Source organism: Roseomonas rosulenta, assembly GCF_016106005.1.
GTDB lineage: Bacteria > Pseudomonadota > Alphaproteobacteria > Acetobacterales > Acetobacteraceae > Neoroseomonas > Neoroseomonas rosulenta.
In genome coordinates this window covers 1-10,586 of the sequence record NZ_JACADR010000150.1, presented here as the reverse complement: position 1 = coordinate 10,586, position 10,586 = coordinate 1, and the positions used below count along the sequence as shown (strand labels likewise).

The following is a 10,586-nucleotide window of genomic DNA, read 5'->3' as shown; positions in this document are numbered from 1 at the left end:
CCACGCCGGGGGCGCCGACACCCACGCCGGGGGCCACGCCGACGCCAGGCGCACCCACGCGCGGGGCGGCGCGCAGCGCCACGCCAGGCCGCGCCACGCAGCCGGCCGGCACGCCGATATACTGGCAATAGACCACCGCCTGCGCCGGCGCGGCGAAGGCCGACACCACGACAGGGGCGAACAGGGCAAGGAGAACGGGCCGCAAGCACATGTCGCGCATCCTCTCCGCGCCGCGCGCGGGAGGCGCGCCGGCGATCCGCACTCTAGCCCCGAACCGCCGGCGCGTGTTGCGCCACATCAGGCGCGACGGCGGCGCGCTACTTCGCGCGTTCGTAGTAGGTGCCGTCGGCGGTCTTCACCACGATCTTCTCGCCGGCCGTGATGAAGGGGGGCACCATGACCTTCACGCCGTTCGACATGACCGCGGGCTTGTAGGAGGAGGAGGCGGTCTGGCCCTTCACCACGGGATCGGCCTCGATCACCTCCAGCACGATGGTCTCGGGCAGGTCCATCGAGACGGGCTCGCCCTCGATGAGCTTGACGTTGACGGTCATGTTCTCCTGCAGGAAGGGCAGGCGGTCGCCCAGGATGTCCTTGGGCACCATGGTCTGCTCGAAGGTGGCTGGGTCCATCAGGACCAGGTTCTCGCCATCCTCGTAGGAGTAGGTGAATTCCTTGTCCTCGGTGGTGAGGCGTTCGACCGTGTCGGCGGTGCGCCAGCGCTGGTCCTTCTTGGCGCCGGACTTCACGTTGCGCATCTCGACCTGGATGACCGCGGCGCCCTTGCCGGGGATCATGATGTTCTGCTTGAGGATGGTGTAGCGAGCCCCTTCGAACTCGATGACCATGCCGGCACGCATTTGGTTGGCTTGCATCTTTGCCATGGGCCATGTTCCTAATTCAGCACGTCAGCGCACGCGATTCGGGCTGGCCCTTTAGCCCTCCAGGCCAGAATCTGCAATTCGCAACGCCTTTCGACGAGAGTTGCCGCGACCCAAAGCAAACCCAAACCGACCTACGAGGCTGAGAGAGCAACACAGTGAGAGAAGAGTTTAGAGAGCATTTTCGGCGCTCAAAAGAAGAAATCGACAAGATCTTAGCTAACTGCATATTTATATTTGATACAAATGTTCTGCTTCGACTATTTCGGTACAAGCAAAGAACTGCAGACGAAATTGTTGAAATATTGGAGAAACTTCGCCCGCGCATTTGGCTACCATTTCAGGTGGGTTTGGAATATAATAAAAATCGTCATGAAAAGCTCCGGGAGAACGATAAGATTTGCCGCTCCATTAATGAGGCTATAATCAAGTGTTCTGACGAACTAAAGAAAATGTCCGCCATCAGTAATGATCTTGGTCTTCATCCGCTTGCTGAAATCGAGGCTGACCTTAGCCACCTCATCGACGAATTGACCAAGGTTCAAGCTAGAGTTCAGGAGGCGATGGAGGATCACTCTTCAGAAGAGTACTTCGAGAAGCTTCATGAGCGGATTGGCGCGGTATTTTCCGGCGCTGTCGGAGCAGATTTTTCCGAACCCGAGTTGGCGACCATATTCGCGACCGGCGCCACGAGATATGAGAAGCAGATAGGTCCTGGATATGCTGACGCAAAAGCTAAGCGCTCATCTGGGGCAGGTGATCGAGAGGTGTACGGAGACCTGATCATCTGGAACGAGATGATCGAGTTCGCCAAACGAGCACAGCGACCGGTAATTTTCGTAACTGAGGACACCAAAGAGGACTGGTGGCTCCGCAAGGGCGGCAAAACCATAGGGCCGCGCCCTGAACTCCGAAGAGAGTTCTTTGAGCAGACCGGGCAGGAGATACACTTCTATCAGATTAAGCGCTTTGTTGAATATTCAAAAGAAAAAATAAGCGGCGAGGTTAGTCAGGAGACGGTCGATGATGTGGCTCGGCAGCGACCAGCCTTTCGCGACTGGGCTGAAGTCTTTAATGTGCTCAGGCATGTGCTGCCTGAAAATGCTGGCACTGCGCCACATCAGGGCATGGATGGATCAGCAAACCGGCTCCTTTATAAGCATTTATTGCGAAAAAAAGGACAATTAGTCTGGGACAAAATGATAATCGAAAAGAAATTACAGGAATTTATGGATGATAAGACAGCTTCTGATCTTGAGGAAGAGGAAAACGTGGAATTTCTATTTGAAAATTCCGACAGAATTAGAGAAATAAATAGAGAGATTGCGGCTGTCGATGAAAAGATTTTGCCCCTCAGGCGTGTTGTCGAGGGTCAATGAAAGCGGCTACTGCTGGGAAATGGAGTTTTCCCTCCAGGCCCTCGTGAGGTGTTGGTTGTCGTAGCATCCGCCGCATTATTGCGCGCGTGAGCTACCCCAAGGTCCAAACCTCAACACCCCACCGCCCTCACAAACCCCTCCGCCGCATAGGCCAGGATCGCCCGATCCCGAGTCACCACCGGCACCCCCATCGTCTGCGCCGTCGCCACGATGAACCGATCCGCCGGGTCGGCATGGAACGCCCCGGGCAGCGCGCTCGCCCGCCACATGATCTCGCGCGTCAGCGGCGCCTCGCGCAGCCCCGGCGCCGCGAACACCCGCGCCATCCATGTCTCCGGGTCGGGCAGCAGCACCAGCGGCGCGCGCTGCCCGCGCGGGCGGCACAATTGCCCGATCTCCCACGCCGTCGCGGCCGAGACATAGGCCCCGTCGCCCATCGCCGCCGCCCGGATGGCCTCGCGCCCGGCCTCGCTCATGGCCTCCCCCTGCGCCAGCCAGATCACCGCGCAGGTGTCGAGCAGGACCGCGCTCACCGATGCAGGATGCCCAGCTCCGCATCCGTGGGCGCATCCCCCCCGGTCGGCGCCGTCAGGTCGAGGTCAGGCGGGATGATGACGCTGCCGCGCAGGAACCCGTGCAGGTCCCCGGCCGCCGGTGCCGCCGGCTTCGTCACCACCGCCACCACCTTCCCCCGCTTCGTGACCTCCAGCCGCTCGATGGTGCCGCTGTTCACCTGGTCCAGCAGGTCGAGGCAGGTGGCCTTGAACTCCGTCGCGTTGATCGTCCGCACCGCGCCCATCGGCGCCTCCTGACTGGTCATCTCACATGACCATATGGCCCGGCCGAGCACCGCCGCAAGCGGTTTTCCCTGGACCTCGCCCCCGCCCTATGGCTTTATAGGAATTCAGTCCGCTTCCACCCCGGGCTGCCGCTCCTTGAAGCCGCACATCTGTCCTCTCCGCCCTCGCGCCCTCAAGGCGCGCCCGTCGCGACCTGTCCGAAAGCCACCCCCGCCGCCGAACGCGGACAATTTGTCCGAAACCGGCACCTCCGCCCCGGACCCACCATTTGTCCGAAACCGACATTTCTGCCGCGGAAGGGGAATTTGTCCGAAACCAACAGGTCTTGCGTTCCAGCGCCTTACGCGCGCACCGGCTTCTTCCCGCCACCGCCGGGGCTCTCCCGCACAAACACCGGCACCGCGAACCCCGGCACCTTCCCCCGCAGCCCCTCGACCAGCGCCACCCCCTCGGCATCCGGCACCGAGAACCGCGCCACCCCCGGCGCCGGGTCCAACGCATGCAGGTAGTACGGCCGCACCCGCGCGCGGAGCATCGCCCGCACCAGGTCTTCCAGCGCGCCGCCCGAGTCATTCACCCCGCGCAGCAGCACGCTCTGCCCCAGCAGCACCACCCCGGCATCCGCCAGCCGCGCCAGGGCGTCCAGCGCCGGCCCCGCGAACTCCCGCGCATGGTTCGCATGCACCGCCACGAACACCGGCTTGCCCGCGCCGCGCAGAGCCTCCACCAGCGCCGCGTCCACCCGCCCCGGGTCCGCCACCGGCACCCGCGTATGCACCCGCAGCGTCTCGATATGCGGCACCGCCCCCAGCCGGGCCAGGATCGCCCGCAGCCGCCGCGCGCTCAGCATGAAGGGGTCGCCGCCGGTCAGCACCGCCTCGCGCACCGCCGGCGTGCCCTCGAACCAGGCGAGGGCCGCCTCCAGCTCCGCCTCGCTCAGCACCCCGCCATCCGGGCCCACCACCTCGCGCCGGAAGCAGAAGCGGCAATAGACCGGGCAGGCCAGCAGCGGCTTCAGCAGCGCCCGGTCCGGGTAGCGGTGCACCACGCCCTTCACCGGCGTGAAGGGCTGGTCCGCGGTGGGGTCCTCGATCTCGCCCGGGGCCGTCACCAGCTCCGCCGGGTCCGGGATGTATTGCCGCGCGATCGGGTCCGCCGGGTCGGCGGCGTCGATCAGCCCCGCGACATGCCGCGTCACGGAAATCGCGTAGCGCGCCGCGACCGCGGCCGCGCCCGCCTCGGCCTCGGGCACGATCAGCCCGGCCTGGCGCAGCGCGCGGGCCGTGCGCAGGGGCCGTCCCTGGCCTGTGGGTGTTCCGTCCGGCATGGTCGCGGCCCCTACCGGAAGCCCGAGCCACCCGCAATGCCGACCGCCCCCGCGCGCGCCCCCTGGCACCCCGAGCGCCTCGCCGCCCGCCTGCCCTTCCTCGCGGCCCGCGCGCGCCTCGCCGCCGCCACCCGCGCCTTCTTCACCGGCCGTGGCTACACCGAGGTCGAGACCCCCTGCCTGGTCGAGGCCCCCGGCGCCGAGGTCCATATCCGCGCCTTCGCCACCCGGTTCGAGGCGCATCTGGGCGCCGGCGCCTCGCGCCCGCTCTGGCTGCGCACCTCGCCGGAGCTCGCGATCAAGAAGCTGCTGGCCGGCGGCGCCGGCCCGGTCTTCGAACTGGCCCGGGTGTGGCGCAACGGCGAGGCCTCCGCCCGCCACGCCCCGGAATTCACCATGCTGGAATGGTACCGCCCCGGCCTGTCCTTCGAAGGCCTGATGGAGGAGACCGAGGCCTTCATCCGCACCGTCTGCCCGCCCGTGGTGGAACACGATGGCGTGCGCACCGACCTCGCGCTGCCCTTCGAACGGATCACGATGCAGGATGCCTTCGCCCGCTGGTGCAACGGCCTCGACCTCCTGGCCACCGAGGGCGATGCGGCCCGCCTGCACGCGGCCGCTGCGGCCGCCGGCCTGCCCCCGCGCCCCGACGAATCCTGGGAGGACCTGTTCTTCCGCCTGCTGCTGGAGCGCGTGGAACCGGCGATCGGCCGCGGCCGCGCCACCTTCCTCACCCACTGGCCGGCCCCCCAGGCGGCGCTGGCCCGGCGCGACCCGGCCGACCCGCGCGCCGCCCTGCGGTTCGAGCTGTTCGTGGCCGGCCTCGAACTCGCCAACGCCTTCGACGAGTTGACCGACGCCACCGAACAGCGCGCACGGTTCCAGGAGGCGAACGAGGAACGCCGCCGCATCACCGGCGATCACGGCTGGGAGATCGACGAGGATTTCATCGCCGCCCTCGCCCACGGCCTGCCGCCCACCGCCGGCATCGCGCTCGGCTTCGACCGCCTGGCCATGCTCGCGGGCGGGGCGCGCCGCATCGAGGACGTGCTCTGGCTGCCCGTGACTTGACCCCCGGCACCCGCGTCGCGTCTATACCCCCCGCGCGAAGCAAGCACGGGACGCATGGCGATCGGATCCAGAATGAGCCGGGAGAGGCGCCGCCGGCGCGGGCAGTTCGCACTGCGCGCGGCGAAGTGGCTGCTGGTGCTCGGCATCCTCGCCGGGCTCGGCGTGGTGGCCTACCAGAGCGGGCTCGAGCTGGCGGGCACCGAGGTCACGCGGCTCGAACGCCGGCTCGCCGATGTGGGGGCCGAGGCGCGCGACCTGCAGCTGCGCAATTCCCGCCTGGAGGGCGAGCTGCGCCAGGCGCGCGAGGCCAACGTGGCGCTGCAGCGGCGCTACGACCGCGACGTGCCCTCGGGCGCCTCGGCCGCGGTGTTCTCCCTGGCGCAGCAGCGCATCGCCGCCGGGGTCGAGCGCGAGAGGATCGAGCAGGTGCTGCGCGACGCCGGCCCGGTGCGCCGCTGCGAGGCGCGCGGCACCGCGCGCCGCTTCGCCATCGTCTACGGCGCCCGAATCCCGGAGACTGCCGGGATCGAACTGGCCGAGGGCCTGGTCCGCGTGGTGGTCAGCACCGCCGCGCAGACCGACGACATCAACCGCACGGCGCAGGTGGTGGTCACGGTGGCGGGGCAGGACCCGCAGACCTTCACCGGTCTGCCGCAGCGCCAGGTGGTCACGCTCGGCAATGCGGAGCTGGCGCTGAGCGTGACCTCGGAGATCCGCGGCTTCGCCACCGCGGCGCTGACGAATTGCGGAGGGTGAGGATGCGCGCTGGCCTGGTCCTGCTGCTGATCATCGCCGCCGCCTGCGCGCCGCGACCGGACCCGCGCGTGGCCGAGGGCGAGCGCCTGGCGCAGGCGCGATGCGCCTCCTGTCACGCCGTCGGCCCCACGGGCGCGAGCCCCCGCCCGCCGGCACCGCCCTTCCGCGACCTGCATCGCCGCTACCCGGTGGACCAGCTGGCGGAATCACTCGCCGAGGGCATTCTCACCGGCCACCCCGCGATGCCGCAGACCAGCTTCGACCAGGCGGAGATCGAGGCCTTCCTGGCCTATCTCCGGTCCCTGGAGCGATAGACCGTGCCGCACTGACCCGCCTGCAGCATCGCAGGCGGGTCAGTGCGGCCCGACGCCTTCCGACCGGATCAGGCCGGCACGTCGCCGGCCAGCGTGATGCGGTGCATCTCGCGCCGATGGCCATGGTAGTCGTTGACCGGGTAGTGCTGCACCGCGCGGTTGTCCCACAGCGCGAGCGAGCCCGGCGCCCAGCGGAAGCGGCAGGTGAATTCCGGCTTCATGATGTGGGCGAACAGGAAGTCGAGCAGCGGCTTAGATTCCTCGACCGTCCAGCCCTCGAACTGCGTGGTGTGGCCGAGGTTCACGTACAGCGCGCGCCGCCCGGTCTCGGGATGGGTGCGCACCACGGGGTGGGCGGCTTCCAGCACCTCCGCATTCGTCACCGCGCCGCGTTCCTTCTGTCGGTCCTCGCGCGTCTTGGACGCGTCCGCCTTGCGCGAGGAATTGATCGCGCGCAGCCCGTCGAGCGTCGCGCGCAGCCCGGGCGAGAGCGCGTCGTAGGCGGCGCGGCAATCGGCAAAGAGCGTGTCGCCGCCGGCGGGCGGGACCTCGCGCGCGACCAGCATGGTCGCCATGGGCGGGCGCTCCAGATAGGCCGTGTCGGAATGCCAGACGCCGCCGAAGTTGATGCGCTCGTGCGGTTCCTTCACCACCGGGGTGATCTGCGGGAAGCCCTCGAGCCCGCGCACGAAGGGGTATTCGACCGGCGTGCCGAACTGCGCGGCGAAGGCCAGGAAGTCGCGCGGCGGCAGGTGTACGTCGCGCAGAAACAGCACCCCGTGGTCGAGCCAGACGCGGCGCAGCTCCGCAACCGTCGCGGGATCGACACCGCCGCGCAGATCGATGCCGGACACTTCGGCCCCGCAGGAGCCCGAGGCGCGCGTGACGGTGATGCGCTGCGCGGTGATGGACATGGCGTTCCTCCGTTTGCCGGCAGGCTACGCCGCCGTCCGCAGCCGCGCCAGCATCGCCGCCGCGTGCTCCCGCGGCAGGGCGTAGAACACGAACACATAGGGGTCCGAGGCCTCGAACACCGAAGGATCGGGCGAGGCACGCTGCATGGTCGGGCGATCCAGCGCGCCCATCGGGAACCATTCGCCGCGCAGCTCGAACAGCACGTCGTAGCCGAGCGCATCGAGATAGGCGGGCACGGCCCAGGTGCTGCCCTCGCGGTGGCGTTCCTCCACCTCCAGCGTGATCACGGGGCGGCAGCGCGTGAGCGTCTCGCGCGCGCCGCGCAGGATCTCGTATTCCGCCCCCTCGGCATCGACCTTGAGAGCCGTGAGGTCGGTGATGGCGAAGTCGTCGAGCCGCTTCAGCGGCACCGCGAAGCGCTGCACGCTCACGCGCGCGGAGAGATGCGCGGCATAGTCCTTCGCCGTGCTCGCCCATTGCTCCTGCGCCACGCCATCCAGCACGGGCATCGCCAGCGTGATCTCGCCCGCCTGGTCGCCCAGCGCCGCCGCGTGGCACTCGACATGCGCGGGCGCGTCGCCGAAGGCCTCGCGCAGCGCTGCCTGCAGCCGCGCGAAGGCTGGCGGCAGTGGTTCGAAGGCCAGCACGCGCGACCCCGGCAGCCGCGCGAGCGGCACGGTGATCAGCCCGTCATGCGCGCCGACATCGACCAACGTGCCCGGGCGGTGCAGCAGGGTGTGGAAGGTGATCTCGTCCAAGGTGGCTCGCCCCTGCATCCGATGCGTGGCGCCGAGCCTAGCGCAGCGGTCGTGGCGCGGCGATGGCCGCGCACCCTCGCCACGGCGCGCGCCCTGCGCGATGATGCGCGCGACCCACGGGAGGGCCTCCATGCCGCTGTCGCAGCTGATCTACACCTCGCGCCCCTTCGGCTTCGACGAGGGCGTTCTCGACAACATCCTGCTCAGCGCGCGCGCCAACAACGGCCGGCGCGGCATCACCGGCGCGCTGATCTGCCGCGCCGACCTGTTCATGCAGTTGCTCGAAGGCCCGCGCGAGGCGGTGACCGCCACCCTCGCCCGCATCCTCAAGGACGACCGCCACGTGGATGTCGCGGTGGTGCATTGCGGCGATGCCGCGGAGCGCCTGTTCCCCACCTGGACCATGCGCGACGACCCGCCACAGAGCTGGATGTGGACGCGGGAGCAGGTGCGCGCAGGCGCGGCGCGCGATGCCTCGGCCGCCGAGGCGCTGGCGGTGTTCCGCCGCCTGGCCGCGCACCCGCGCGCGGCCTGACACCGCCGTCAGGCTGCCGCTATCGCCGCGTTCATCGCCCGTACCCCGCCCGCCGCGCCTTCGGGGTGGTTCCACACCGCGCCGACCACGGCCAGGAAATCCGCCCCTGCACGCACCAGTGGGCCGCAATTCGCAGCCGTGATGCCGCCGATCGCCACGCAGGGGATCTCCATCATCTCCGACCACCATTCCAGCAGGTCGGTGCCGGCGGTGTGGACCGTCTCCTTGGTGTCGGTCGGGAAGAAGGCGCCGAAGGCGACGTAGTCCGCCCCCTGCTCGCCCGCGGTCATGGCCAGGTGGCGGGAGGCATGGCAGGTGATGCCGAGGATCTTCCCCTCGAGCAGCATCCGCGCCCCGGCATGGTCGCCATCCTGCTGGCCCAGATGCGCGCCGTCGCAGCCCAGCCGGTGCGCGAGGATGGCGTCGTCGTTCAGGATGAATGCGACGTCGCGCGCATGGCAGACCGGCATCAGCGCCTCGGTCGCGCGGGCCACGTCGTCGGGCGCCGCATCCTTGAGCCGCAGCTGGAGGCACGCGACATCGCCGGCATCGAGTGCGGCGGCCAAGGTCTCGCGGAAAGCGAGCGGGTCGAGCCGCGGCGGGGTGATCAGATACAGGCGGCAGCGGTCGGTCATGACCCCTGATCGCGCGGGCGCCGCGGTTTGGGAAGCGCCGCCCCGCGCGCGGCGTCACGGGCAGGTCGCGGGCGGGGTCCGGCACCCGCCCGCGCGCCCCAGGTCACGCCTTGGTCTTGTAGACCTCGATCATGGAGGCGAGCAGCTTCAGTGCTTCCTCCTTCGGCCGCTGGAAGGCGTTGCGCCCGACGATGGAACCGTTGCCGCCACCGGCATGGATCGCCTTCACCTCGGCCAGCAGCGCGTCGGTGCCCTTCGCCTCGCCGCCGGAGAACACGACCAGGCGGCGGCCGTTGAAGCAGGTCTGCACGATGTGACGGATGCGCGCGGCCATGTCGGAGCCGTCGATCTTGCGCTCGATGTAGACCTTCTTCGCGGCCTCGAGCGACAGCGGCTCCATCGGCGGCTTCACCTTGATGATGTGCGCGCCCATCAGCGCGGCCATGTGCGCGGCATAGGCGCAGATGTCGAAGGCGGTCTCGCCCGCCTTGTCGAGCATCGGGCCGCGCGGATAGGACCACACGACGACGGCGAGGCCGGCGGACTTCGCCTCCTCGGCGAGCTCGCGCAGCTCCTCCATCATCTCGAACTGGTATTCGCTGCCCGGGTAGATGGTGAAGCCGATGGCCGAGCAGCCCAGGCGCAGCGCATCCGCCACGCTGCCCGTCACCGCCTGGTCCTTGGTGGTCGACAGGCTGTTGGACGAATTGACCTTGAGGATGGTCGGGATGGACCCGGCGAAGGTGGCGGCCCCCGCCTCGATCATGCCGAGCGGCGCGGCATAGGCGTTGAGCCCCGCCTCGATCGCCAGCTCGAAATGGTAGTGCGGGTCATAGGCCGCGGGGTTGGGCGCGAAGGACCGCGCCGGGCCATGCTCGAAGCCCTGGTCCACCGGCAGGATCACCATGCGGCCTGTGCCGCCAAGCTTCCCCTCCATCAGGATGCGGGCGAGGTTCGCCTTGGTCCCGGGGTTGTCGCTCTCGTACCAGGAGAGGATTTCCTTCACGCGGCGGGTCAGCTTCATTGGGCGTCCTTCCTTCGGGTCGTGATCGGCGCGGCGCGCGATAGCGCAGGCTGCGCGGCCTGTCACGCGGGCGGCGGTGTGGCGCCCGCCTGTGGCGCTTCCATGGCAAGCCAGGCCGCCAGGCGCGCAACATCGGCGCGCCGGCGCAGGTCCAGGGCACCGAGGTCGAGGCTGGGCGGGCGGGCGGGCAG

14 protein-coding genes are annotated in these 10,586 nt (G+C 68.8%); 5 read left to right on the top strand and 9 right to left on the bottom strand.

Annotation, left to right across the window (positions count from 1 at the left end):
- Together HW578_RS16785 and efp are read right to left on the bottom strand one after the other, a co-directional pair.
- Positions 1 to 211, bottom strand: a 211-nt coding sequence (locus HW578_RS16785) for a hypothetical protein (protein WP_198371764.1), incomplete at its 3' end; no start/stop codon positions are given.
- A 106-nt stretch (positions 212 to 317) separates the two neighbouring features.
- Entirely contained in the window at positions 318 to 884 is a 567-nt protein-coding gene (efp, locus tag HW578_RS16780) for an elongation factor P (RefSeq protein ID WP_198371763.1), read from the bottom strand.
- A 155-nt stretch (positions 885 to 1,039) separates the two neighbouring features.
- Here efp and HW578_RS16775 point away from each other — a divergent pair, with 155 nt between their 5' ends.
- The gene (locus HW578_RS16775; protein WP_198371762.1) at positions 1,040 to 2,260 is read left to right on the top strand and encodes a PIN-like domain-containing protein; all 1,221 of its coding nucleotides are present in this window, start codon (positions 1,040 to 1,042) and stop codon (positions 2,258 to 2,260) included.
- A 110-nt stretch (positions 2,261 to 2,370) separates the two neighbouring features.
- Here the strand turns inward: HW578_RS16775 and HW578_RS16770 are convergent, their stop codons facing one another.
- The 3 genes from HW578_RS16770 to HW578_RS16760 all read right to left on the bottom strand — a co-directional run bounded on the left by HW578_RS16770 (position 2,371) and on the right by HW578_RS16760 (position 4,387).
- Positions 2,371 to 2,793: a type II toxin-antitoxin system VapC family toxin gene (locus tag HW578_RS16770; RefSeq protein ID WP_198371761.1), complete on the bottom strand. Its 423-nt coding sequence runs from the start codon at positions 2,791 to 2,793 to the stop codon at positions 2,371 to 2,373.
- Entirely contained in the window at positions 2,790 to 3,080 is a 291-nt protein-coding gene (locus HW578_RS16765; RefSeq protein WP_198371760.1) for a type II toxin-antitoxin system Phd/YefM family antitoxin, read from the bottom strand. The genes HW578_RS16770 and HW578_RS16765 overlap by 4 nt, the downstream gene beginning before the upstream one ends.
- A gap of 320 nt (positions 3,081 to 3,400) precedes the next feature.
- Complete coding sequence (locus HW578_RS16760; RefSeq protein ID WP_198371759.1) at positions 3,401 to 4,387, bottom strand: lysine-2,3-aminomutase-like protein; 987 nt, start codon at positions 4,385 to 4,387, stop codon at positions 3,401 to 3,403.
- Positions 4,388 to 4,423: 36 nt separating this feature from the next.
- On the opposite strand from HW578_RS16760, the gene epmA reads away from it, so the two are divergent.
- The 3 genes from epmA to HW578_RS16745 all read left to right on the top strand — a co-directional run bounded on the left by epmA (position 4,424) and on the right by HW578_RS16745 (position 6,528).
- Positions 4,424 to 5,458 (top strand): EF-P lysine aminoacylase EpmA, encoded by a 1,035-nt coding sequence (epmA, locus tag HW578_RS16755; RefSeq protein ID WP_198371758.1) that lies wholly within the window; start codon positions 4,424 to 4,426, stop codon positions 5,456 to 5,458.
- A gap of 72 nt (positions 5,459 to 5,530) precedes the next feature.
- A complete protein-coding gene (locus HW578_RS16750; protein ID WP_198371757.1) occupies positions 5,531 to 6,214 on the top strand; it encodes a hypothetical protein in 684 nt (227 codons plus the stop codon).
- A gap of 2 nt (positions 6,215 to 6,216) precedes the next feature.
- Entirely contained in the window at positions 6,217 to 6,528 is a 312-nt protein-coding gene (locus HW578_RS16745; RefSeq protein WP_198371756.1) for a c-type cytochrome, read from the top strand.
- Between the two features lie 68 nt (positions 6,529 to 6,596).
- Here HW578_RS16745 and HW578_RS16740 read toward each other — a convergent pair whose 3' ends face one another.
- Both HW578_RS16740 and HW578_RS16735 read right to left on the bottom strand, forming a co-directional pair.
- A complete protein-coding gene (locus HW578_RS16740; protein WP_198371755.1) occupies positions 6,597 to 7,442 on the bottom strand; it encodes a TauD/TfdA dioxygenase family protein in 846 nt (281 codons plus the stop codon).
- A gap of 24 nt (positions 7,443 to 7,466) precedes the next feature.
- Positions 7,467 to 8,333 carry an FkbM family methyltransferase gene (locus HW578_RS16735; protein ID WP_198371754.1) on the bottom strand — a complete coding sequence of 289 codons (867 nt, stop codon included), beginning with the start codon at positions 8,331 to 8,333 and terminating at the stop codon, positions 7,467 to 7,469.
- Here HW578_RS16735 and HW578_RS16730 point away from each other — a divergent pair.
- On the top strand, positions 8,332 to 8,736 hold the full coding sequence (locus HW578_RS16730; RefSeq protein WP_198371753.1) for a BLUF domain-containing protein: 405 nt from the start codon (positions 8,332 to 8,334) through the stop codon (positions 8,734 to 8,736). The genes HW578_RS16735 and HW578_RS16730 overlap by 2 nt on opposite strands.
- 8 nt (positions 8,737 to 8,744) lie before the next feature.
- Here the strand turns inward: HW578_RS16730 and thiE are convergent, their stop codons facing one another.
- Both thiE and HW578_RS16720 read right to left on the bottom strand, forming a co-directional pair.
- Complete coding sequence (gene thiE / locus HW578_RS16725) at positions 8,745 to 9,371, bottom strand: thiamine phosphate synthase (RefSeq protein ID WP_198371752.1); 627 nt, start codon at positions 9,369 to 9,371, stop codon at positions 8,745 to 8,747.
- A gap of 103 nt (positions 9,372 to 9,474) precedes the next feature.
- Positions 9,475 to 10,395 carry a class I fructose-bisphosphate aldolase gene (locus HW578_RS16720; protein WP_198371751.1) on the bottom strand — a complete coding sequence of 307 codons (921 nt, stop codon included), beginning with the start codon at positions 10,393 to 10,395 and terminating at the stop codon, positions 9,475 to 9,477.
- Between the last annotated feature and the right edge of the window lie 191 nt (positions 10,396 to 10,586).